Consider the following 26,008-nt stretch of genomic DNA (forward strand, 5'->3'; position numbering starts at 1 on the left):
TAATACTCCCAATGTTAAGTTTTCCGTAAACGGATAGCTTGCGGCATGGTTTGATAAACCGGAAAGTGATCATCGTATCAAAATGAAATCGTAACTTAATGTGATCAAGTCCATGTTTTAAAATAGTTCTGCAGATGGCCGCATTTATCGATTATTACAAAGTATTAGGGCTCGACAAAAACGCTACCGACGATGCGATTAAAAAAGCATATCGCAAGCTCGCCAGGAAATATCATCCCGATCTTAATCCCGGAAATACAGAAGCCAACGCTACATTCCAGCAGATCAATGAAGCAAATGAAGTACTGAGTGATCCAGAAAAACGCAAGAAGTACGATCAGTATGGAGAACACTGGAAACAGGCAGATCAGTTTGAACAATCCGGCCGGCAGCAGGGCGGGCAGGGTTATGAAGGCTTCAGCAGCTTCGGTGGGGAAGGTGCAGACTTCTCAGATTTCTTTGAACAGGCATTCGGAGGAGCCGCCGGAAGGAGAAACACAAGAGCGTACAGAGGCGAAGATTACCAGGCTTCACTGCAGATGACATTGTCAGACGCATATACAACCCATCAGCAGGTATTGAATATACACGACAGGAAAGTACGCATCACCATTCCTGCAGGTGTTGAAGATGGTCAGGTGATCAAATTAAAAGGTTATGGAGGGCCGGGAACAGGAAATGCGCCGGCGGGAGATCTGTATGTTACTTTTGTGATCCGGAACAACACCCCATACAAAAGAACCGGAGCAGACCTTTACCTGACCGTTAACATAGATCTCTATACGGCTGTACTGGGTGGTGAAAAGACGATCGACACCATGGCCGGAAAGATAAAACTGAAAATTCCCGCGGGTACCCAGAACGGAGGCAAGACAAGGGTGAAGGGAAAAGGATTTCCTGTATACAAACAGGAAGGGTCTTTCGGTGATCTGTACATTACCTGGCATGTAGAAATTCCCGTTCAGCTTACAGAAGAAGAAAAAGCATTGTTCACGCAGCTGGCTGCCTTAAAAAATCAAACACATGGAAACAGTTGATCTTGTATTGATACATGAGTTCTGTAATTACAACCATGTGTCCGTAAGTTTTATCACCGGGCTCGAAGAAGCCGGGCTGCTGGAAATCACAAGAGTGGAAGAACAGTCTTTTCTGCACCGGGAACATATAAAAGATGCCGAGATGCTTGCACGACTGCACACTGAACTCGACATTAACCTGGAAGGAGTGGAGGCGATCGCTCATCTGCTCACGCGTATCAAACAGATGCAGCAGCAGATGCAGGCAATGCAGCAGAAACTCGATCTGTATGAATAATAAATAAACGGGGATCAGCAACAGCACTGATCCCCGCTCCGGATTTAAAGGAACATTCCGCCTGAAACTTCAATGCGCTGTGCATTTACCCAGCGTGATGCATCCGAACATAAGAAAGCTACCACGCCGCCGATATCGTCAGGAACACCGGTGCGTTGTAAAGCTGTATTCGCTGCGATATAACGAATTGCTTCCGGGCTGTTCTCGAAAACGCTTCTCGTAAAATCGGTTTCAATAATGCCCGGCGCTACGGTATTAACCCTGATGCCGCGGCTGCCGGTTTCTTTTGCCAGGTAACGCGTGAATACTTCGATCGCTCCCTTCATGGCAGCATAAGCGGCATAACCAGGTGTGGTAAAACGCGCAAGCCCGGTGCTGAGGTTGATAATGCTGCCACCACTGGCGATCAGCGGTAATGTTTTCTGCGTGAGAAAGAATACGCCTTTGAAGTGGATGTTGGCAAGAAGGTCAAACATTTCTTCCGTGGTGTCTTCAATAGACGCACGCGCATCAACACCTGCATTATTGACCAGGAAATCAAAACTGCTGCGGTTCCATTTCTCCTGCAGCGTTTTACCGAGTTCCGAACAAAACGCGGGAAAACTTTTATGGTCCGCAGTGTCAAGTTGCAATGCGGCAGCCTGCCGGCCCTGTTCACCGATCTGCCTTACCACTTCCGCTGCTTCGGCTTCTTTGCTTTTGTAAGTGATGATCACGTTGTGACCTGCTGCGGCCAGTGCCAGCGCCATATTTCTGCCAAGACCACGGCTTCCGCCTGTGATAAGGGCGATCTTATTTGTTTGTGTCATAGTAGTATCTGATTAATGACACAAAGCTCAGTATTGTCTGCGGAAATTATATGGTGACAGTTTCAGTATTTTGAAAGACCTGCATACGGAAAGCTTTTGGTGTGGAACCGTTGTATTTCTTGAACCATTTGGTGAAATTGGAGTTGTCGTACGTAAGCTGGAAAGCAACATCGGCAATGCTTCGTGAAGGGTCTGACAAGAGTATTTTAGCCCGCTCCAGGATCTTATGTTCGTAAAAATAGCAGGGATGATGGCCGGTCAGTTCCCTGATTACATTGCTGAGATGGGTGGGATGAATACACATCTCGCCGGCAATATCACGCAGCTCGAACATGCGGTCTGTTTTACCGCCGATCACTTCGTCCAGATGCTGATCGATCAGGGAGAGATAATCAGCATAAATGGTTTCGCTTCTTTTCACAATATAAAGTTCGTTTTTTTTTGGCGTATGGAATGGTGATTGTTTCAGGTATGTATGTTCTGCAATATATTTTTTTGATATATGTGGATCGTGCTGTATCTTGGAACCAATCGGAATTTTATGCAACCACAACCATTGATAGAACTGAACAGTTCAGGTGCTGCTGTGATAGCCTGGCAGCTTTTTTTACAGAAGAACGGGTATAATGTAAGCACGGCAGACGGAAATTTTGGTCCGCAGACCCAGGCAGCAACCATGGCTTTTCAGACAAAGAACGGGCTTACGGCAGATGGTGTGGTAGGGCCGGGCACTTATACTGTGGCAGAACAGCAGGGTTTTACAGGCACAGCAGTTCAGATGGCCGATTTTGTGGGTATAGATGTGGCACATTATGATTCCAATGATGGAGCAAACCCGATCAACTGGGAACTGGTGAAGCAGGATCCGCAGAATATCAAATTCGTATTTGTAAAAGCAACGGACGGTGCATCAGGCCCTAACAGTGTTGATCAGACCTTTGCCACAAATGTAGCCGGAGCCGGTGCTGTAGGTTTGCCGGTAGGGGCGTACCATTTTTATGAACTGGGATCAGCCGCCACGGCCCAGGCATCCAATTTTATCACCAATACCGGGAATCACCAGTTGCTGACCCTGCCTCCTGTGCTGGATTTTGAACTCCCGGTAGCAGCTTCTGCTATCCAGCAGACCATGGATGATATCAATACCTGGCTGGAACAGGTAGAAAAAGCTTTCGGAAAAACACCGATCATTTATACCAACCCGAATGCCTGGGATGCGCTGGGAAATCCTTCCGGTTTTTCAAAATACCCGTTATGGATTGCAGATTATAACTCCTCCATAGCACCGCCTGTTCTGGGCTCATGGCCGCAATGGGCTTTCTGGCAGTTCACAGAAACAGGTACCGTGCAGGGTATCGTAAATCCGGCCAGTATGGACATCAACCATTATAACCCTGCTTCGGGCATACTTGCGGTTTGATAACCATAATATATGTTGTTTTTGTTGAATGCGATTTGCCCAAATCCGGTCAGCCGGCCTGGAAGAAGGGGGTATTTACCCCGGAGTGCATAAAAAACGTTAAAAAATACTGGGAAAAGTAAAATAATCTGTTATTTTTGAGCCCATAAGTTGCATTCCGGTCTTTTTAAAGATCACAAATTCAACTGTTTATCCAACATCCGCAGGACTAGTAATATGTCCTTTTGATTGACAATATCCATCCAAATTCCGTTTCATTTTTTAATCCAGTTTTATCTCTGTGTCAACCACATAAAGCGGCTGATTATTGGCATTTCAGGCTGATAAACAACTGTTTTGTATTAACTGATCATTTTACAGTTCTCTATGAAACGAATTTTACTCTGTTGCTTGTTAATGATTTTCTCTGCCTCCGCAGCTTTCTCACAAACTGCCGGCGCACTGAATTTTGATGGCCAGAACGACCAGGTTACCATACCTAACAAACCTGCGTTGAATCCGTCCACGGCAATCACGATCGAAGCATGGATCTATCCTACCAATGGTAGCAGCTCCGTTCAGAACGTAATATGTAAATCGAGCGTTGATGAGAACTCGGGTTATATTTTCCCGCGTACGGATGATGGCTGGATGTCTTATTCGTTCTATCTGAAAATAAACGATGAGTGGCAGATCCTTTCAGCACCATTCCCTTCACTGTTCCAATGGCATCATGTGGCCGCTACGTATGATGGTTCCATGATGAAATTATATATCGACGGAAACCTGACGGCATCTATGGCAGCAAGCGGACCGGTTTCAGCGAATAACAATCCGCTGGTGATGGGGCAGCAACCTGGTTACGAAGAAGCGTTCGGCGGTAATGTGGATGAAGTTCGTCTCTGGAACAGGGCGCTGACAGAATGCGAGATCAGGAATAATATGCTTTGCGAATTACCCGTTCCTCAGAACGGGCTTGTTGCATATTACCAGTTTAACCAGGGATTGCTGGGCGGCGTACTGAATACACTTTTCGCCACACTGCCTGATAAAAGCGGTAACAACAATGACGGCACACTGGAAAATTTCTTTTTGAATGGCCTCACGTCTAACTGGGTGGCAGGAAAAGCAACCGGTACCTGTACCGTATTTGCAGCGCCGGCTCCTGTAGTTGGCAGCAATGGCCCGGTACTGATTGCCGGAAGTACGCTGAACCTGACTGCATCGGGTGGCACAAGCTATTCATGGACCGGTCCTAACGGATTTACCTCCAACCAGCAGAACCCGACCATAGCCAACGCGCAGATCAGCGCAAGCGGTACATATACCGTATATGTATCGAGGAATGGTTGTACGGAAAGCGCTACGATAGATATCTCTATCGTTGCACAGGCCGGCGGATTACATTTCGACGGTGTGAACGATCAGGTAACTGTTCCGCACAATGCATCGCTCAACATGACAGATGCGATCTCTCTTGAAGCACTGATCTATCCAACCGATAAGATCAGGCCGCGTCAGGATGTAATGACAAAATCTACACTCACTGAAAATACCGGCTATATCTTCCCCCGTACCGACGATGGCTGGGATTCATTTGTATTCTACCTGAATATTGAAGGAAAAGGCTGGCAGTCATTGTCTGCACCTTATCCTGATATCAATAAATGGCATCATGTGGCCGCTACCTATGATGGCTCATTCATGAAAGTTTACCTGGATGGTGTTCTCGTTGCGTCAAGGCAGATGACCGGCAAGATCACTACCAATACCAATGCCGTTGTACTGGGCCAGCAGCCTGGATATGATGAGTATTTCACCGGTAAAGTTGATGAAGCCCGGATCTGGAGCCGTGCGCTTACCCAGTGCGAGATCTCCAACAATATGCTTTGCGAATTGCCAGCTTCCCAGATCGGACTGGCTGCTTATTATAAATTTAACCAGGGGCTGCCTGCTGTTGCAAACCCGGGCATTACCTCTCTTACAGATGCCAGCGGTAACAATAACGATGGGCAGCTGGAAAACTTTGCGCTGAACGGAGCTACATCAAACTGGCTCGACGGCCGCGCATCCGGCACCTGTAACCTTGTTACTCCTGTATTACCTGAAGCAGGAAATAATGGTCCTGTTGTTGCCGTAGGCAGCGTGCTGAACCTGACTGCATCAGGCGGTCAGAGCTATTCATGGACCGGTCCGAGCGGCTTCACATCTACCATGCAGAATCCGTCTATCGGTAATGCACAGGTAAGTGCAAGCGGTACTTATACTGTAACGGTAACCAGCGGTGGCTGTTCTGCAACTGCCCAGACCAAAGTAACTGTAGCTGTACCTGCGAAAGGATTGAATTTTGATGGTATCGATGATGAGATCAGCATTCCAAACAATACGTCATTGAATGTAAGCAATGCGATCTCCGTTGAAGCATGGATCTATCCAACAAATAAAACGAGGCTGGTGCAGGATGTACTGGCAAAATCGAGCCGTACCAATAATACCGGTTATATCTTCCCACGTACGGATGATGGCTGGGATTCATTTACATTCTATCTGAATATTACAGGTCAGGGCTGGGTATCACTTACTGCGCCATATGCAGCCGTTAACCAGTGGAATCATGTTGCAGCTACTTATGATGGTACTGCCATGAAAATTTACCTGAACGGTGTACTCGCTGGTTCAAGACCAATGACCGGTGCAATTACTACCAATACGAACGCATTACGTTTGGGTAACCAGGATGGTTATGAAGAATTCTTTGCAGGAAATGTGGATGAGATCCGCGTATGGAACCGTGCGCTTCCTGTCTGTGAAATCCTGAACAACATGAATTGCGAAGTGGTTCCGCAGCAGCAGACTGGACTTTCTGCCTACTACAGGTTCAACCAGGGCTATATCGGTATCGATAACACTAATATTACTACTTCACTTTCTGATGAGACCGCTAATAACAACTCCGGTACTTTCATCAACTTCGCACTGAACGGTGCTACTTCCAACTGGGTTGTAGGAAAAGTGAGCGGTAACTGTTCTGTGTTTATACCGGTTATTGCAACCATCGGCAGCAACGGACCTGTACTGCCGATCGGCAGCACGATCCAGCTGAGTGCAGGTGGCGGTGATACTTATATGTGGACAGGCCCCAACGGCTTCGCTTCCACATTGCAGAACCCGTCTGTGATCAACGCACAGATCAATGCAACAGGAAATTACCTGGTTGCTGTAACGGCAAGAAACTGTACTGATACCATCAGTAAACATATTACGATCAGGCAACTGCCAACTATTACAGCAGTAGGACCGGTTTCATTCTGTCCTGGTGGCTCTGTAAAACTGATCGCTACCCTGTCACAAACTTACCAGTGGTATCGCAATGGAACGCTGATCCCTGGTGCAACACAAAGGGAATATATTGCAACTGCTTCCGGAAGTTATACGGTAAGTGTAACAGATGCCGGTAATTTTGCTGCAACTTCAGCTGCAACAAGCGTGCTGGCAACCGATAACCTGGCACCGGTCCCCACCGTTGCTAATCTGCCGGTGATCACAGGCGATTATCCGCTGATGATTGTTACAACCCCAACTGCAACGGATAACTGTGCAGGAACTGTAGCAGCAACAACAAATAGTCCGCTGGTATACAACATCCCGGGTACCTATACTATTCACTGGACTTATAACGATGGTAATGGTAATACTATTACGCAGGATCAGACTGTTGTGGTAACCGGTACCATTGCAGACCAGACACCTCCTGTGATCTCAGGTGTGCCTGCCAATTCAACTGTGAACTGTGGTAATATCCCTGCGGCTGTAACCCCGGTTGTAACGGATAACATGGATCCTTCGCCAGTAGTGACTTTCGCCGAAACCAGCACGAAAGGAACAAATCCCGCAGCGGCATCATTCTATAATTATACCATCACTCGTAAATGGACCGCAACAGATGCTTCGGGTAATGTGGCAACAGCTACACAGGTGATCACGGTACAGGATATCACAGCGCCGGTACTGTCTGGTGTTCCTGCGAACGTAACTGTAAGCTGTGGTTCAATTCCTGCAGCAGCAACAGTAACAGCCACAGATGCTTGCGATGCAAATCCTGCAGTTACGCTTGTTGAAACCAGCACAAAAGGAACAAACCCTGCGGCTGCCTCATTCTATAATTATACCATTACCCGTAAATGGACCGGCAAAGATGCCTCCAACAATATCACTGTCGGCACACAGGTAATTACGGTGCAGGATGTAACCGCGCCGGTACTGTCGGGCGTTCCTGCGAACGTAACAGTAAATTGCGGCGCAATTCCTGCAGCAGCAACAGTAACTGCAACCGATGCATGTGATGCAAATCCTGTAGTAACACTTGCAGAAGTGAGTACCAAAGGAACAAATGCTTCAGCGGCTTCTTATTATAACTATACCATTACCCGTACATGGACCGGTACGGACGCAGCCAATAACACTGTAACAGGTACCCAGGTGATCACTGTACAGGACATTGCACCGCCGATGATCTCCGGTGTGCCTGCAAACGTGACAGTGATCTGCGGATCAATCCCGGCGCCGGCCAATGTAGCAGCAGCAGATGCCTGCGATGCGAACCCTGTGGTTACACTAGTTGAAACAAGCACCAAGGGCACGAATGCTACATCAGCTGCTTACTACAATTATACTATCACACGTAAATGGACTGCAAAAGATGCAACAGGTAATACTACTTCCGGTACGCAGGTAATCACTGTTCAGGATGTAGCCGCACCTGTATTATCTGGTGTTCCTGCAAATGCAGCAGTAAACTGCGGATCCATTCCTGCGGCAGCAGCAGTAACCGCAACCGATGCATGTGATGCAAATCCTGTAATTGCATTTACTGAGATCAGCACGAAAGGAACTAATCCTTCAAACATATCCTATTACAACTACACGATCACACGTAAATGGAAAGCGACAGATGCTGCCGGCAACAGCAGTGCTGAAGCTACCCAGGTGATCACAGTAACCGATAATACTGCACCTGTCCTTACCGGTGTGCCTGCAAATGTTACCGTTAACTGCGGTAGTGTGCCTGCTGCACCTGTGGTAACTGCTACGGATGCATGCGATCCTGCACCGGTTGTTACACTGAATACCGTAACAAATGGTAATACGATCACACGCACCTGGACAGCTAAAGATGCAGCCGGAAATACCGTTACTGCTACCCAGGTGATCACAGTAACCGGAACAGCTCCTGTTATCACCGGACCAACCACCGGAACCACAGTTACCATGAACCCGGTTGCGCCTGCACTTGACTTCAACGTGTTTGTCCGCAACGGTGTTTATTTTGGCAATGGGCAGTCGCACGGAGCGGTTGCAATGGGTGGCGATCTGACACTGGCGGGTAATTATTCTGTATCGAATAACAATGCCGGAACATTCAAAGTGAACAATGTACCTGTAACACTGGTAGTTGGCGGAAAAGTGATTTACCAGAGCGGCAACAACGTGAACGTGAACCAGAACGGCTATGTGAAGATCGGCGATGCAACCAATTCTTATGTATGGTATAAGGATCAGAATAACGCTTATTCTCCGATCCGTATCACACCGGGTAATAATTATAATGGTTCTCCGCGCATCAACATGCAGGCCAATTCACAGAACCTGAATGTGAGCGCTACCAATAATCCTGTATTCCAGAGCAATGTGATCGATTTCGCTGCGGCCTTTGCACAGATGCAAGCGTCTTCGGCGGGCATGAGCGCGATGACGGATAATGCAAATGTTACTACGCCGAACGGCACTGCGATACCGCATACCAATATGCCTAACCAGGTTAAGATTACCCTGGCTCAGGGCGTGAACGTGCTGAACATTAACGCATCTGATCTGAACAACGTACAGAATTTCACATTCAACAACCAGCCTGATGCTTCACGCATACTGATCATCAATGTTAATGCTCCCGGTAACTTCAACTGGAATGTATGGAACAGCGGTGGTGTAGGAGATCAGAATTCTTCCTATATCCTGTATAACTTCTATAATACAACTGCACTTACCGTACAGGGTAACGGAAGCATAACAGGTACACTGTTTGCGCCATATGCATCGATCAATAAATCGAGCAGCCAGAATATTACAGGGCAGATTATTGGTCAGTCGTTCACCCACAGCAGCGGTACCAATACTTATAACAAGTTCACCGGAACCATTACAAGCGGAAGCACAACGGTGATCGGCAGCAACAGCAATAATCAGCGTTATACTACGGCTACATCTTGCACTTACCTGGTAAATGGCAATGAGTTTACACCAACAGCTACCGATAACTGCGGAACACCGGTACTCACCTATGTACTTACAGGTGCAACTACAGGAACCGGAACCAGCCTTGCAGGTGTGGCGCTGAATAAAGGAACAACTACAATTACCTGGACTGCTACAAGTGCGCTTTCAAGTACTTACAGCTTCAATGTAACAGTGGATGATAATGTGAATCCTGCAGCGGTTACCAAAAACATCACAGTAGCACTGGATGAGAACGGTAACGCAGTGATTACGCCACAGTCTGTGAACAACGGATCTTCAGATAACTGCGGTATTGTAACATATGCACTCAGCAAAACAAACTTTACTGCTGCCAATATCGGAGCCAATACGGTAACGCTTACCGTAATGGATGCGGCTGGTAATACAGCAAGCGCAACTGCGGTAGTGACGATAACAGACAATACAGCACCGGTGATCAATGTGCCGGCAGCTATCAATAAGAATAATGACAATAATGTTAACGGCGCCGTGGTAAACTACACTGTTACTGCTGCCGATAACAGCGGTGCCGCACCTGTGCTCACGTACAGCAAAGCATCGGGTTCAGTGTTCCCGATCGGAACAACAGTAGTAACTGTAACTGCAAAAGATGCAGCCGGTAATACATCAACAGCAACCTTCAATGTTGTGATCAAAGATGTACAGGCTCCGGTACTGAACATTCCTGCAGATATTACTGCGAACTACGGATCGGTTATTAACCTCGGCAATGCTACTGCAAGCGACAATGCCGGTATCTCGGCCCAGGGTATTACCAATAACGCACCGGCTGTATTCCCGCTGGGCGTAACAATGGTAACCTGGTCGGTAACAGATGTGAATGGCAATACCACAACAGCGGTGCAGAAAGTAACAGTAGTGGATGCAACCCCGCCTGTGATCACCGTTCCTGCAGCGATCTCCAGGAACAATGATAATAATGCATGCGGCGCAGTGGTTACCTATACAGTAACTGCAACCGATAACAGCGGAATTGCACCTGTTCTTACTTACAGCAAGGCTTCAGGTACATCATTCCCTGTAGGAACAACCGTGGTAACCGTTACAGCGAAAGATGCTGCTAACAATACGTCTACAGCTACCTTCAATGTAGTGGTGAAGGATGTTCAGGCTCCTGTAATCACAGCGCCTGCAGATATCACCATCAACTCCGGTGCTAACTTCAATCTTGGTAATGCGGTAGTGTCTGATAACTGCGGAATCAATGCACAGGGCGCACGTAACAATGCTCCTTCAACATTCCCTGTAGGTACTACAACGGTAACCTGGACTGTAACAGACCTGAGCGGTAACACAGCTACGGCTACACAACTGGTTACCGTACTCAGTGCGAAACCGGTACTGGTTTCTCCGGGTAACCAGGCATTCTGTGCAAACCAGAACGGCAGCAAGCAATTCACAATACCTGCATTGCAGCAAAGCAGCGCCATCGGTATCAGCAGCACTACATATGCGATCACCGGCGCTACTTCAAGAACAGGCAGCGGCGTTAATGCAAGCGGTAACTTCAATAACGGAACGTCTACCATCACCTGGACGGTGAAGGATAAGAACAACAACGTAAGTACTTGCGCCATTACGGTAGTGGTTACTGCATTGCCAGCTGCTCCGGCAGTTACAGCTTCAACACCTGATGCATTCTGCAGCAGCGTTCAGCTGGTGGCAGCAACACAGAATAATGTGTCTTACCAGTGGGTATATAATAATAATATCGTTGGCGAAGCACAGCAACTGAACCTGGGCAGCAGTGACGGAGAAGGTACTTACACCGTTTACGCGATCAACGGCGGCGGTTGTAAGAGCGCAGGCGGAACATACAGCTATAACAAACAGAACCTCTCCGGCAGCTATGTGATCATCGGAACCAAAGAGGTAGACCTCGGCCAGAATAACCAGGTGAACGGTGGAAGCGTGGGTGTGACTGCTTCAAACGGTATTGCATCATTCGATAAGAACACATCGGTTCTTTCTGCAGGTTCATTTGTAAAAGCCAGCAGGATCACGAAGAATGCAACCAATGTGAACATCCTGAAATCGATTACCAGCGCAGCTACCATTTCACTGCCGGCTATGATCTACAACAGGGCAAGCACAAAAGGACTTTCCGGTAAAGATGTAGCACAGAATGTAACCACCACGCTGAACGGAAACTTCAGCACCGTTACGCTCCGTAAAGGCTCTAACGTTACACTTACCGGAACTATCTTCGGTGTGATCACGATGGAAGAAGGTGCACAGCTCCGCTTTACGTCCACTACCGTAAATATCGACCAGCTTAAACTGGCTAACGGCCCTGCTAACGGCTACAGCTATGTACGTTTTGCAGACAATACCAATGTGCTGGTAAGCACCCAGGTAAGTGTGGGCAGCAACGCAATCATCAATCCTGATGGCGTGAAAGTGACCTTCTATGTAGGTGATACCAGGTGTGATGAAGAGAAATTCACAGTGAAAGGTGCAGATACCAGGATCAATGCCAATATATATATGCCTGATGGTAAGCTGAAGATCAGCAATACCAGCAGCAGCAACAGCAGCTGTATCGATTACGATTCATGGTGGAAATGGATCCTGAGCTGGTTCTGCGGAAATGTTACACAGCAAAGCAATGTGGCTACACCTGGCGATCCGAATGTATACATGACCGGTATGTTCATCGCATACGAAGTGGAAAGCACCACACCTGTGATCTGGAATGCCAATAACTGTGGCGGCAACCCTGTTACTTCCGTAAATACTGCTGTCACTTCGGCCACATCTGAACCCGAAGCGATCAGGCCGGCAGGTGCAGAAACCCTCAAAGTAACTGTAATGCCTAACCCGACCACTACTTACTTTACCCTGAAACTGGAAGGAAAATCTGGTCTGCCGGTAAATATCAGGGTAGTGGATGCAACCGGAAAACTGGTAGATGCCAAACTGAATCAGAATGCCAACAGCACGCTCCAGATCGGCCATAATTATGGTAACGGAATGTTCTATGCTGAGATTACGCAGGGAACGCAGCGCCAGGTGCTGAAACTGATCAAGCTGCATCCATAATCATTTTAACCTCCATTCTCATAAAAAGGGCTGTCTTTCCGACAGCCCTTTTTCGTGTCTCTGTATATACATGATAATTTCTTAAAAAACTGTAGTAACCACCCGGCAGATTTTGTGTGGTTTTTCAAATCCCGGCCGTACTGCTTTCATACTACAGTTTGTAGTGGCAAAACTACTGTCCGATTCGGGTGGACTACTTCAATTTCACAACTGTCTTTATCGGAAACCGTCCTGATAATCAGTCACTTTACAGTACCAGGGTGATCATTACCACGAACTGTAAATGAAATTGTATGAAAAGTCAGGCTATTCAGGAAAAATACCAGGCTGCGGATCTCAGACCCGTAAAATGGCTGGCGTTGGTAATATTATTAGCCATTTCCTGGCAAACGAAAGCGGCAGCTGACAGTACAGCGTCTAAAGGACTGGTACAATTACAATCTTCCGGTAACTGCGGTGCCAGCATGCTCACCCTGAATGGCATCAACCAGGAAATCACCAGGCAGATCAATTGGAAAAAAGACGACCAGATAGCTGCGGTAACCGATATTCCTGCTCCCATTATTACTGTAGCCGGTGGATCTGAGGGGAGTGAAGCCCGGAATTTCCGTTTCCCCTTGGGTTTATTTGTAGACCAGGCGGGTGCGGTTTATGTGGCGGATCAATATAATCACAGGGTTCAGAAATGGCTGCCCGGCGCAAAAGAAGGAATTACCGTAGCCGGTGGTCATAATCAGGGCAGTTTCTCCAATCAACTCGATTATCCGTATGGGATCGTTGTAGATAAGGCCGGTAATATTTATGTGGCCGATGCCAACAATCACCGGGTTCAGAAATGGGCACCGGGCGCTGCCGAAGGTGTTACAGTGGCCGGCGGTAACGGCAGGGGAGCGGCAGCCAATCAGCTGAGTTTTCCTTACGGACTGGCCATAGACGGCGAAGGCAATCTTTATATAGCAGACAATTATAACCACCGTATTCAGAAATGGGCTCCCGGGGCTGTAAATGGCACAACAGTGGCAGGCGGTAACGGAGCCGGTGATCAGCTGAACCAGCTGAAATATCCGAATGGTGTGGCTGTGGATGCAGCAGGTAATATTTATGTGGCAGATGCGATGAACGACAGGGTGCAATACTGGAAAAAGGGAGCCGTACAGGGACAAATCATCGCCGGAGGCAAAGGAAGAGGTAACCGCGAAGACCAGTTGTATTTCCCTTCAGCAATATGGCTGGATGAAAACAATGGCCTGTATATATCAGACAATACCAATCACCGAATTCAATACTGGGCCAGCGGTGCAACAGCAGGCATCACTGTAGCGGGCGGAAAGGGACAGGGTACTGATATGTCTTCCCTGCGTTATCCTTATGCAATCTGTCTCGATACGAAAGGACGGTTATACATTACAGATCAGTATAATCACAGGGTTCAGCGTTACGTACATAATGACAGGATCGCATCTTTTTCTTACCAGGCAGAAGCCGCCGGAATTTATACCGCGGAGCTCGTAAATGTGGATGGTTCTGTTAAAGGCAGTTCTTCTGCAAGGGTAGATGCTGCGGCTAATGCGGGAAACATCATCGGTACTGAAGCGTTTTGTGTATCGGGAAAAGTAATGTTCAGTAATGAAACTGCCGGTGGAAAATGGGTATCTGAGAATCCGGCTATAGCTTCAGTAAACGAGCTTGGCCTGGTAAATGCTTACGCTGCCGGCAGCACTATGATCCGTTACCAGGTGAAAGATGAAAACGGCTGCGAAGCGGTAGTTTCTTTCCGCGTTGCCGTTAATGAACAACCCCGCCCGGTAACTATCACTGGCAGCAGGCAACCTCAGGAGTTCACTGAACTTGCTTTTTCTGCTGAAGTAAACGGCGGTCAGTGGTCAAGTTCAGATACTACCGTGATCAGCATCGGTAACAATGGCAACGCACGGGCATTGAATGCAGGTGCAGCCAGGATCGTTTATGAAATAAAGGGGCAGCCCGGCTGTGGCCTCACAGCAACTGCGGATATCAGTGTAATGCCGGCTATGCCTTCTGTAAAAGATACTGTAATTGTACTGGATCCCGGAACTGGTAATGGCGGCGCTGTTCAGGGACCTGTATTCAGTCTTGCAAAAGGCGGGAAATGGCAGTATTATATTTCATCCGGCGATAGCCTCAAAAAAGTGATCGGCGTTATTTTACCCAGAACAGCCGGTATCTATACTTATTGGGTAAGCCAGATTAAGAACGGTGTTGAAGGGCCGAAAGCACCCGTGAAAATTACTGTGAAATCGAATCCTCCTTTTACCCTGCTGGTTGGCGGCAACCCGTCTGTATCTTCTTTTCTCCTTAAAGTACAGACAAGCAGCGTATTGCCGGTTAGCCTGCGGATCGTGGATATTTATGGCCGGGTAGTTGAAGCCCGTAACGGCGTGCAGGCCAACAGCAATATTCAGGTAGGTCAGCAACTGACAAGCGGTACTTATTTTGCAGAAGTGATTCAGGGCAATGAACGCCAGGTAGTTCAGCTGATCAAGGCAAGAGCTTAAAAGTTCAAAAACAAAAAAACGGCTTTCGCTGCAGGATCAGTATTTTCGCGTGATCATTAGTTAAGATAAACGTTCACGCTGTTCGTCCATGAAATATTCGCAAACAATAGGTATCGCTGCTGGTGTGTTATTGATAGCAGCTTGTTTTTTACCCTGGAGTTTTATAGAAAGCCGTCAGCTTACCGTATCCGGTCTGGAAGCTGCCGGAACCAATTTCGGTAAGCCGGGACTATTCAATATTGTGGTCGGTGCTGTTTGTATGCTTTTATTTGCCATTCCCCGTATCTGGGCCAAACGTACCAATGTATTTCTGAATGCGATTAACCTGGCCTGGGCCATCCGTAATTATATTATTGTATCGAGTTGTATGATGGGCGAATGCCCGGTGAAAAAAACAGGCTTATATGTTTTGCTCGTTGCCGCAATCATCATGCAGGCCATGGCGCTTTTCCCGCGCATGGATGTTCAGAAGAAAAAATAACGGAATTTATTTCTCTTTTTCAGGATGCGCCACCGTATTCCTGATGAACGATGCCACTTTTTCTGCCCAATGCGCATGTTCTTTCCCGGAATAATGCAGTTTGTCCGGCGCCAGTAAAGTGTGATCATCCGCTGCCTTTCTTGTGCCGGTTGTAATATCTGAATAGGCGATATTGAATGTGTCCGCCACTTCCCTGCAAACCGCGTTGAATTCATCTATGGCTTTGCTGATTGCTTTTCCATCCCCGTCTGAGGCAAAAGGCGTCACACCCCAATCGGGTATCGATAACAGCAATACGCGGTGATCATGCCCGCCGCTCAGATACAATGCTTTTTTTACAAGGTATACCAGGTCGTTTTTGAAATCTGATACCGGTAATCCCCGGTACTGATTGTTTACGCCGATCAGCAGGGTTACAAAATCATATTCCTCACTCAGCTGGGTATGCAGGATATGCTCGGCCAGTTCATTGCTGGTCCAGCCGGTTTTTGCCACTATTTCCGGGGCATTGAAATGCAAGCCTTCTTTACGCAACAACTGCACTGCCTGGTAGGGGAAACTTTCATGCAATGGAACAGATTCGCCGATGGTATAAGAATCACCGAGTGCCAGGTAAGTGAAATGATGTTTCGTCATGATGATGTTGTTGTTCCTTAAAGTTACTGATTCCCTTTTCAATTATAAGGCCGGCCGGTTCAGAAATGTTCTTTCAGAATGCTGTAAAAACGATGTACATCGGCAAAAGAACAGTACAAAGGGGCCGGCGCAACGCGGATCACGCCAGGCTCGCGGTAATCCACAATAATGCCGTTGCTGATCATGCGTTCGTGTATCTCTTTGCCTTTTTCTTTAAAGTACAAGGATAGCTGGGCTCCTCTTGCAGTTGGGTCTGCAGGCGTGATGATCTCAAATGCAGGATTGTTCAGCTGTTGCAACAGGTACTCAAGATAAGCCGTAAGCCTGAGGCTTTTCTCCCTTAACGCATCGATCCCCGCTTCATCAAAAATGCTGAGCGAGGCTTTCAATGCCACCGTATTGAATACCTGGGCCGTACTGATATTCCAGCCGCCGGCATCTGCTTTCGGCACAAATCCTTTTTCCATTTTGAACCGGGTAGATTCATTGTTACCCCACCAGCCACCGAGCCGTGGTGTATTGATGTCCGATGAATGCTTCTCATGAATATAAACACCCCCTGCCGCACCTGGGCCTGCGTTCAGGTATTTATAACTGCACCATACTGCAAAATCCACTTCCCAGTTATGCAGTTGCACAGGCACATTTCCCGCCACATGCGCCAGGTCGAAGCCTGCAACGGCGCCGTTCTTATGCGCTGCTGCCGTGATCGCCTGCATATCGAAGAGTTGCCCTGTATAATAATTCATGCCGCCGAACAAAACCATGGCAAGGCTGTTGCCCAGATCGTTGATCGTTTGCAGAATATCTTCCGTGTGCAGCGTTTTCTCTCCGGTGCGTGGTGCTACCTCTACGATACAATCAGCCGGATCAAGGTCATAATGTTTTAACAGGGTCTCTGCCGCATACTGATCGGAAGGAAAAGCGCCGGCCTCCATCAGGATCTTATTCCGTTCTCCCCGCGGTTTATAAAAACTCAGCATCAGCAGGTGAAGGTTCACGGTAAGGGCATTCATGACGGTCACTTCCGGTTCAAGGCAGCCCACGAGCTTTGACAGCGATGTACGTGCATACTGCTGGTAATATAACCACGGATTCGGGCCATTGAAATAACCGCCAACCGCCAGTTCACGCCAGGAAGTAAGCTCTGTGTTTACAGCGGCTTCCACATTCTTCGGCTGCAGACCAAGCGAGTTGCCGCAGAAATAGATCACATCTTTGTTTTCATGTTTCGGAAAATAAAATTCCTGTTTAAAGCGGGCAAGACTATCCGATGCGTCAGCTTGCAATGCAAAATCATAAGATGTATCAAAAGCAGCAGGCATAAAAAGTATTTTCTGCAAAATACAGCCGAACCGGCATATAGCAGACTTCGCATTCTTACTTTATGGACGAACGGAAGGAGAGAAAGGCTTGCAGGATTGTGCGTATTTTTTCCATTTCACGGTTTGCCTTATTTTCATGCATTCCAAAACCGACAAAAAATGAGAAATACCCTGCTTGTGGTGATGTTCTGCATGGTTGCATCTGGTTCAATCGCACAAAACACACTTTCGCACAAATCCAATTACCAGCTGGCTTCAAGGTTTTCGCCACAGAAGATCGGCAAACTGGTTTTCAGCACCAGCGTAGACCCGCACTGGCTGAAAAAATCCGACCGTTTCTGGTATATGTACGAAACTACCGAAGGAAAAAAATGGTATATCGTTGATCCTGTAAAAGGAGAAAAGAAACAATTGTTCGATAACGCAGACCTCGCTGCCAAGATCTCCCGCATTGTAAAAGATCCGTTCGATGCGCAGCACCTCGGGCTCGACAGTATGCGTTTCATCAAAGACGAGAACTGGATCCAGTTTGAAGTGAAAAGCACACAGGAGATCGAAAAGAAAGATACCACCGCTAAAAAAGGAACGCCGCCCGTAAAGGAAAAGAAAGTGTTCTATTTTGAATACAACCTGCTCACCGCCGAACTTACCGAGCTTCCGGATTTCAAAAAACCTAAACGTAAACCATCATGGGCTTCCGTTGCACCGGATGGAAATACCGTTGTGTTCGGACGGAATTATAATCTCTACTGGATGGACAAAGCCAATTACGAAAAAGCTTTGCAGAATGAGAACGATTCAACCATTGTTGATCATGCACTCACCACCGATGGCATCGAGAATTACGGTTATTTCTCCGATGGTAATCTTTCAGGAAATGGCGACAGTAATATTGACAAGGAAAAAAATAAGAACAAACGCAGACCAGTAACGGCATACTGGTCGCCCGATTCGAAATATTTCACACTCAGCCGTACAGACAACCGTAAAGTAAAAGACCTCTGGGTAATCAACAGCGTGGCAGATCCGCGCCCTACGCTTGAAACCTATAAATACTGGATGCCGGGTGAAAAAGAAGCGCCGGTGGACCATGTTTATCTTTTCGATATGACATTGAAATCGGGTAAAGAAATGCAAGTGTCGCAGTTCCGCGATCAGGATATTTCCATCTGGGCCGATCCGGGCAAAGTGAATACCCGCGATGATGATTTCAAACCACTGAAATGGCTCGGTACCAATACAGCATTCTACTTCACCAGAACCAGCCGCGATCTGAAAAGGGTAGATGTGTGTAAAGTAGATGTAACCACCGGTGCAGTGAAAGTGCTGATAGAAGAAAGACTGAATACCTATATCGAGGTCAAAAGACTCGGACTGGTAAATGAAGGCAAAGAATTTATCCAGTGGAGTGAACGCGATGGCTGGGCGCATTTTTATCTTTATGATGAAAATGGCCGACTCAAAAACCAGATCACATCAGGTGCATTCCATTGCGAAGACATCGTTGGAATCGATGAAACAAAAAGGGTATTGTATTTCACGGCTAATGGCCGCGAGCAGGGGGAAGATCCTTATTATGTACACCTGTATCGTATCAATTTCGATGGCACCGGCATCAAACTGCTGAACCCCGGCGATTTTGAGCATGCATCGGGTATGAATGATGGCAAGACATTCTTTGTAGACAATTATTCCAGGGTGAATGCGGGCCCCCGTTCGGCATTATACGCTTCAGACGGCAGAAAGCTGCTCGATCTTGAAACCGCAGATCTTTCTTCGCTGATGGCAACCGGGTATAAATTCCCGCAGCCATTCAAAGTAAAAGCAGACGATGGTATTACGGATCTCTATGGCGTAATGTACAGGCCGTTCGATTTCGATTCCACAAAAAAATACCCGGTGATCGAATATGTATATCCCGGCCCGCAAACCGAAGCTGTAAATAAAGCCTTCGGACGCGGTATGGACAGAACGGACCGCCTGGCGCAACTGGGTTTTGTGGTGGTAACGATCGGTAACCGGGGCGGACACCCTGCCCGTAGCAAATGGTATCACAATTTCGGCTACGGTAACCTGCGCGATTATGGTCTTGCCGATAAAAAAGCAGCAGTAGAACAGCTGGCAGACAGGTATCCTTTCATCGACATCAACCGTGTGGGTATCCATGGACATTCCGGCGGAGGTTTCATGAGTACAGCGGCTATGCTGGTCTACCCTGATTTCTTTAAGGTAGCGGTATCCTCATCCGGAAACCATGATAACGCAATTTACAACCGCTGGTGGAGTGAGAAACACCATGGTGTGAAAGAAGTGATCAGCGATAAGGCAGATACTTCTTTTGTATACAATATCGAAAAGAACCAGGACCTCGCCCGCAACCTCAAAGGTCACCTGATGCTTACCACCGGCGATATAGACAATAATGTACATCCCGCGGGAACCATCCGTGTAGCCAACGCACTGATCCGGGCTAACAAACGTTTTGACCTTGTAATACTGCCAGGACAAAGACATGCCTACGGCGACATGACAGAGTATTTCTTCTGGCGCATGGCCGATTACTTTACCGAACACCTGCTGGGCGATAAAACAGCAAGACCGGTAGATATCGTAGAAATGACCCGCGAACAGGAGCAGGGAAAAACACCTCAAAGGCGTGGAACACCTGAAGAAGAACAATGAACAAAAGCGGCTCCGGCCGCTTTTGTTTTATACTCCAAAAGGAGTATTGGCAGGGTGCCCGAATAACAACAATTTTGCTTTTTAACACGGATAATTGCCTGCTTTACTTTATAACTTACCTCGGTAAGTCATCATACCGCATGCTGGGGGGCAGGCGGTAGCTAAATGCTGTGTAGCGTTTTCGTTGCACAGTTTTTTTTTCATTGTATTTCATATCTATTTAATATGTTGCCCTGAAATCGGCATATTAAAGGAAATCCGGCGGGTTTTTCCTTCTTTATTTTGTACTGAAACCGAATGGCTGTATTATTGGATTATTGAATGCCCCTGAGCATCATGTGTTAAAATAGTCTAATATCAGTTCATGAGGCAATTATCCTGGTTGTTGATCTTTTTAGTAGCTGTTACCTTAAAGGTAGCGGGCCAGGGCGTTACGCCCGCGCAGTTGCAGGCGCAGATCATTGCTGAAAAAGATAATGGAAGAAAGGCACAGTTGCTGTTACAGCTCGCAAGGATGAATCTTGCATCTAACAGGGAACAGGCGCTTGCGGGTATGCAGGAAGCGCTCGGCATTTACCGGGAAAGCGATAATAAAGCCGGCATACTGAACGTATATCTTTCACTTTCCACTTATTATAACGGAACCAATGAATCTCAGACAGGCCTTTCATTCGACTCCATGGCCTTAAAGCTGGCATCTGAGCTGGATGATAAACGTTCTCTTTTCCAGGTATACAGCAACATGTCTATCCATTACAGTAAAATGGATTCGCTCAACCTTGCATTCAAGGCTATGCAGCGTGCGCTGGAGTATAAGTCGGCCATGCCGCCATCGCCTGTTACGGCAACCCTCTACAGCAGGCTGGGAAATCTTTACATGAGAAGAGGTGATCTTGTAAAAGCGATAGCATATACGGATACTGCTATCAACCTGATCCGGAAAATCAGCGGGCCGCAACAGTTGCTGGGTAGTTTTATCATGAACAAGGCAAACTTCCTTGAACAGCAGGGGCAGTTCGATGAGGCGGCGGTGTTGTATTATGAAGCAATACGCATCAAGGAAAAATTGAACCAGCCGCGCGATCTGCTTTCATCTTATGGAAATCTTGCTAACTTTTATTCCAAGATCAATAACCAGGAAGAGCGTTACAAATATCTCCAGCTGCAACTGGCAATCGCACGGGCTGAGAATGACCCCCGTTTTGAAGGCATTGCATTAAGTTCGCTGGGTGATTATCATGCGCTTAAAAAACAGCAGGATTCTGCTTTCTGGTATTTTAATACCGCATTAGCTGTACTGAAAAAAGCGAAGCTTGAATTGCCGCAATCGAATGTATACCTCAATATCAGCCGTTATTATTACAGTATTGAGAAATATGAGGAAGCATTGAAATATGTTGAAATGGCCGAAGCTATAAATCCGCCCGCTGGGGCTACCCGGCTTTCGATTGGCTTCGATTACCTTTTCAAAGGAAATATACTGAATAAACTCGGCCGTAAAAAAGAAGCAGAAGCATTATTGCTTCAGTCGCTCAATATTCACAAAAAAGGTAAATCGGGTAACCTGCAAAGCGCTTACAAAGCCTTATATGAATTTTACAAAAGCAGTGGCGATTATGAAGAAGCATTGAAATACCAGACAGACTTCATGAACGCGCGCGACAGTGTATTCAATACCGATGTGGAAAGGAATATCGTGAAAGCCCGTGCCGATTACGAGATCGAAAAACGAGAGAACCTGCTTGCCATTGAGCGCAAGGATAAAGAACTGCGGTCTGTTCAGTTATCGAAACGCAATCAGCTGGTATGGCTGCTGACAGGTCTGTTACTGGCGCTTTTCGCAGGATTGGTCTTATATATGCGGAGCTATCATCTCAAGAAAAAAACAGCATCTGCGCTTGCGGAAAAAAATGAACGGATCGAGGTATTGATCAGGGAACTGCATCACAGGGTTAAAAATAACCTGCAGGTGGTCTCGAGCCTGCTCTCGCTGCAGTCGAACAGGCTTTCCAGCAAAGCAGCCCGTGAAGCAATGGACGAAGGCCGCTCCCGTGTAGATGCCATGGCCATGATACACCAGCGGTTGTATATGAATGATGATCTTGCTGCCGTTGATATGGAAGACTATCTCAAAAAACTGTCGCAGTCGCTTGCCAGCACATTCGGCTTCAGCAATTCCATTGTTGAAACCAATGTGGCGTTGAAATCGCCCACGATGGATATCGATATGGCAGTACCGATCGGACTGATCGTAAACGAGCTTGCAACCAATGCATTCAAACATGCTTTTGCAACAGTGACCGATCCAAGGTTGAGCGTAAGCCTCAATATGCAGGACGAAAAAACCATGAACCTCCGTATAGCGGATAACGGCACCGGAATTACAAATACGGAACTTGATGGCAAAGAGCAGTCATTCGGGATGAAGCTCGTTCGCACGCTGGTAAAACAGCTCGGCGCTACTATGGAAGTGACACAACGCAATGGAACAATTTTTGATATCCGGATAAGCACATCATAAAGAAGAAATAAGCAGCTATGAGTAATGATGTAAAAGTGCTGATTGTAGAAGATGAACTGATTACCGCAGAAAGTATAAAAGAACTGCTGGAAGAAGAAGATTATGAAGTGACGGGCATTGCCGCAGATGCAGCTACCGCGCTCCGTATCTGTAACCGTAATGAGCTGGTGCCGCAGGTGGTGCTTTGTGATATCAATATCAAAGGCGATCACAATGGCATTGAATTGGCTGCCGATCTTAAAAAGCTCTATAACTGCGAAATCGTGTTCCTGACTGCGCTGAGCGATAGCCGGATACTGCAATCAGCTTTTGCCGCAGATCCCGTGATGTATATCGTAAAACCTTTCACCAATACCCAGTTGCTGGTAGCGGTGCACATGGCATTTCACAGGCTGCTCGCCAGGCAGCAGCTGCCTTCCGGCACGGACTCCTTGCAACTGACCGATCGTGAAAGAGAAATTGCATTACTGGTAGCGGAAGGGTTTTCATCCAAACAGATCTCACATAAATTGTCCATCAGCATCGAAACGGTTAAAACGCACAGGCGCCGTATGCTGCAGAAGAACAATATCAACAGCTTCCCCCAACTCGTATACCGGATGAACAATGAAAGGAACCGTTAGGCTTACAGTTTGTCCGGGTGTATATATTCTTTCTCGCTTTTTGCAATTACAAGTGTTGCCACGCCATTCCCGATAATATTGGTGATAGCTCTTGCTTCGCTCATGAACTTATCTACTCCCAGCAGGAAGGCCAGTCCTTCAAGTGGTATTTTATGAATAGCGGCAAGCGTAGATGCCAATACGATAAAACCACTTCCCGTTACACCCGCAGCCCCTTTGGATGTGAGCATGAGGATGAGCAGTATCGTTAATAACTCTGCATTGCTGAGATGTACATTGTAAAGCTGGGCCAGGAAGATCACAGCCATGGACAAATAAATGGACGTGCCATCGAGATTGAAAGAATAGCCGGTAGGGATCACGAGCCCTACAACGGATTTACTGCAGCCCATTTTTTCCAGTTTCCGCATGATGGATGGCAGCGCCGCTTCCGAAGAAGAAGTACCTAGTACCAGCAGCAGCTCCTCCCGGATAGAACCAAGGAAAGACCAGATACTGAATTTATAATACCGCATGATGCTCCCAAGTACCAGGAAAATGAAAAGAAACATGGTCAGGTAAACACAACCCATAAGCTTCGCAAGCGGGATCAGTGTTTTCAATCCAAACTTGCCAATCGTATAAGCCATTCCTCCGAATGCCCCCAGCGGCGCCAGGTACATCACGTACCGGAGCAGCGTGAATACATAATGAGATGCCCGGCCCATCAGGTGAACGGCTTTCAGCCTGTGCCGCGAATAGTTCAGCAGGATACCGGTGACGATCGCTATCACAAGCACCTGCAGTGTAAGATTCGATTGAAAGAAGGTGAGCCAGTCGAAATGTGTATTGCTTCCCTGGCGTGTATATCTGGATGCATCCTGTATGGGCAGGCCCGACTTGTCTATTTTTCCAGGCTCCATCAGCAAGGCAACTGCAATGCCCAGTGCAAGTGCCACAGTGGTCACTACTTCAAAGTAAAATAATGATTTGATGCCGATACGGCCCACTTTGCGCAGATTGCCGATACTGCTGATGCCCAGCACGATGGTAAGAAAGATAATGGGGGCAATGAATAGTTTAATGATATCGACAAATGTTTTTCCAACGATCTCCATTTTTACTGCGGTAGCTGGCGCATAATGCCCCAGCAGAATACCGATAATAATAGCGATCAGTACATAGAATGTAAGATTGGTAAGTATCTTTTTCCTGACAGAAACGGGAGTTGTATGATTTGTCTGTTGCAATGCCGGGTTCGTTTTAAAAAAGAAGAGTAAGATAAAAAGATTGCACAAACAAAAAAGGCCCGCAACCATAAAAGTTACAGACCTTTCAGAAAACGAGGGTCCACGGATGCTGGCAAACCTGCTGCCACTTCCCGTGAACCACCGCTTTCTACAGCAGCCGGATATTGCCGGAATTACTTTTGATGCTGATATGCGAATTGCCGCCCTTGCCAAAGCTTCCCGTGTATTTATGGTTCGGGTTATAACCATAACTGTTGTCCGGTCTCTTTTCTTCCGAAATGGAAATATCAGATTTTGTACTTACCCTGGCATTGGTGGTTGCTATGTCGTAAGTGCCTGCAAAAGACCTGTCGAGCACCACATAAAGACTTGTGTAATTGTTTTTGAGGTCGAGCTTCTTAATGTTGTTGCTCAGCGGCAGATCGATGCTGTTGCAGAAATCGAATCTTGCATCGATCTCACCGGAAAGGGAATTGATATCTACACGTGAATAACGGCAGGTGAGCATGGTGTTATTCAGACTTTCAGCTGTCAGTTTTCCGAATTCTACCGTTACCTTGCGGGCATTGGCCAGTTTGCCTGCCTGCAGACTGCCGTAACGGGAGCAGAGTTCGGCTTCGCCCTTGTAATCTCCGATGGTCATAGGGCCGAAATCATTCTGGGCGCAGATTTTTGCATTTGCCGGCAGGTATACCTTCCAGTTCACACGCATTTCATAACCGCCTTTATTTTCTTCCCAGCCATTATTCACAGACCTGATATTGGTCTGGAACCGGATGCTGTCCTTTTTTTCATCCGTGATCTGGATATTTTCAAGCATGCTCTTTGCATATTCTTCTGTTTGGGCACCAACGCTGGCCACGGCTTCTACTTTTACTTCGTTTTTATCCCAGATCTCAATGTCCATAGCGCCGAAACGGTTGCTCAGGTACACTTTCTCCGAGCCGATGGGATAGGATTTACTATAGTTTTTCTCCAGTTTCACCGGCCAGGATCCGTTCGCGGTGGAAGATTGTGCCGCAGCGCAGGTAGCTAAGAATGCCAGTAAAAAGCAGCTGCTGCGTAAAAGCAAAATAATATGTCTCATACAGGTGGTTT

Annotated in this window: 15 protein-coding genes; 9 read left to right on the forward strand and 6 right to left on the reverse strand. The window is 47.1% G+C overall.

The genetic code is table 11. The annotated features are described in order from the left end of the window. Positions 1-134 precede the first annotated feature (134 nt). Together B5D42_RS05360 and B5D42_RS05365 are read left to right on the forward strand one after the other, a co-directional pair. Entirely contained in the window at positions 135-1,037 is a 903-nt protein-coding gene (locus tag B5D42_RS05360; RefSeq protein ID WP_078830408.1) for a DnaJ C-terminal domain-containing protein, read from the forward strand. Next, complete coding sequence (locus tag B5D42_RS05365; protein ID WP_078830409.1) at positions 1,024-1,314, forward strand: chaperone modulator CbpM; 291 nt, start codon at positions 1,024-1,026, stop codon at positions 1,312-1,314. Before B5D42_RS05360 ends, B5D42_RS05365 begins: the two co-directional genes overlap by 14 nt. A 44-nt stretch (positions 1,315-1,358) precedes the next feature. Here the strand turns inward: B5D42_RS05365 and B5D42_RS05370 are convergent, their stop codons facing one another. Then, positions 1,359-2,123, reverse strand: coding sequence for an SDR family NAD(P)-dependent oxidoreductase (locus B5D42_RS05370; RefSeq protein ID WP_078830410.1), 765 nt, complete (start codon positions 2,121-2,123; stop codon positions 1,359-1,361). A gap of 46 nt (positions 2,124-2,169) precedes the next feature. Next, the gene (locus tag B5D42_RS05375) at positions 2,170-2,544 is read right to left on the reverse strand and encodes a helix-turn-helix domain-containing protein (RefSeq protein WP_245825563.1); all 375 of its coding nucleotides are present in this window, start codon (positions 2,542-2,544) and stop codon (positions 2,170-2,172) included. A 120-nt stretch (positions 2,545-2,664) separates the two neighbouring features. On the opposite strand from B5D42_RS05375, the gene B5D42_RS05380 reads away from it, so the two are divergent. From B5D42_RS05380 to B5D42_RS05395, 4 genes are all read left to right on the forward strand, one after another. After that, complete coding sequence (locus B5D42_RS05380) at positions 2,665-3,543, forward strand: GH25 family lysozyme (RefSeq protein WP_176112910.1); 879 nt, start codon at positions 2,665-2,667, stop codon at positions 3,541-3,543. A 366-nt stretch (positions 3,544-3,909) separates the two neighbouring features. Continuing rightward, positions 3,910-12,879 (forward strand): LamG-like jellyroll fold domain-containing protein, encoded by an 8,970-nt coding sequence (locus B5D42_RS05385; protein ID WP_078830412.1) that lies wholly within the window; start codon positions 3,910-3,912, stop codon positions 12,877-12,879. Positions 12,880-13,172: 293 nt separating this feature from the next. Continuing rightward, positions 13,173-15,413: an SBBP repeat-containing protein gene (locus tag B5D42_RS05390; RefSeq protein WP_078830413.1), complete on the forward strand. Its 2,241-nt coding sequence runs from the start codon at positions 13,173-13,175 to the stop codon at positions 15,411-15,413. Positions 15,414-15,501: 88 nt separating this feature from the next. Continuing rightward, the gene (locus B5D42_RS05395) at positions 15,502-15,894 is read left to right on the forward strand and encodes a hypothetical protein (RefSeq protein WP_078830414.1); all 393 of its coding nucleotides are present in this window, start codon (positions 15,502-15,504) and stop codon (positions 15,892-15,894) included. Between the two features lie 6 nt (positions 15,895-15,900). Here the strand turns inward: B5D42_RS05395 and B5D42_RS05400 are convergent, their stop codons facing one another. Together B5D42_RS05400 and kynU are read right to left on the reverse strand one after the other, a co-directional pair. Beyond that, positions 15,901-16,530 carry an SGNH/GDSL hydrolase family protein gene (locus tag B5D42_RS05400; protein WP_078830511.1) on the reverse strand — a complete coding sequence of 210 codons (630 nt, stop codon included), beginning with the start codon at positions 16,528-16,530 and terminating at the stop codon, positions 15,901-15,903. 59 nt (positions 16,531-16,589) lie between these two features. After that, positions 16,590-17,855 (reverse strand): kynureninase, encoded by a 1,266-nt coding sequence (kynU, locus tag B5D42_RS05405; RefSeq protein WP_078830415.1) that lies wholly within the window; start codon positions 17,853-17,855, stop codon positions 16,590-16,592. A 159-nt stretch (positions 17,856-18,014) separates the two neighbouring features. On the opposite strand from kynU, the gene B5D42_RS05410 reads away from it, so the two are divergent. The 3 genes from B5D42_RS05410 (at position 18,015) to B5D42_RS05420 (ending at position 23,681) form a co-directional block, all read left to right on the forward strand. After that, positions 18,015-20,537: a S9 family peptidase gene (locus B5D42_RS05410; protein ID WP_078830416.1), complete on the forward strand. Its 2,523-nt coding sequence runs from the start codon at positions 18,015-18,017 to the stop codon at positions 20,535-20,537. 364 nt (positions 20,538-20,901) lie between these two features. Further along, the gene (locus B5D42_RS05415) at positions 20,902-23,058 is read left to right on the forward strand and encodes a histidine kinase dimerization/phosphoacceptor domain -containing protein (RefSeq protein ID WP_078830417.1); all 2,157 of its coding nucleotides are present in this window, start codon (positions 20,902-20,904) and stop codon (positions 23,056-23,058) included. A gap of 17 nt (positions 23,059-23,075) precedes the next feature. Beyond that, positions 23,076-23,681, forward strand: coding sequence for a response regulator transcription factor (locus B5D42_RS05420; RefSeq protein WP_078830418.1), 606 nt, complete (start codon positions 23,076-23,078; stop codon positions 23,679-23,681). Positions 23,682-23,683: 2 nt separating this feature from the next. Here B5D42_RS05420 and B5D42_RS05425 read toward each other — a convergent pair whose 3' ends face one another. Both B5D42_RS05425 and B5D42_RS05430 read right to left on the reverse strand, forming a co-directional pair. Then, on the reverse strand, positions 23,684-24,910 hold the full coding sequence (locus B5D42_RS05425) for a cation:dicarboxylate symporter family transporter (RefSeq protein WP_245825565.1): 1,227 nt from the start codon (positions 24,908-24,910) through the stop codon (positions 23,684-23,686). 148 nt (positions 24,911-25,058) lie between these two features. Beyond that, complete coding sequence (locus tag B5D42_RS05430) at positions 25,059-25,997, reverse strand: hypothetical protein (RefSeq protein ID WP_078830420.1); 939 nt, start codon at positions 25,995-25,997, stop codon at positions 25,059-25,061. Positions 25,998-26,008 lie beyond the last annotated feature (11 nt).

Source organism: Sediminibacterium ginsengisoli, from assembly GCF_900167075.1.
Classification (GTDB): Bacteria; Bacteroidota; Bacteroidia; order Chitinophagales; family Chitinophagaceae; genus Sediminibacterium; species Sediminibacterium ginsengisoli.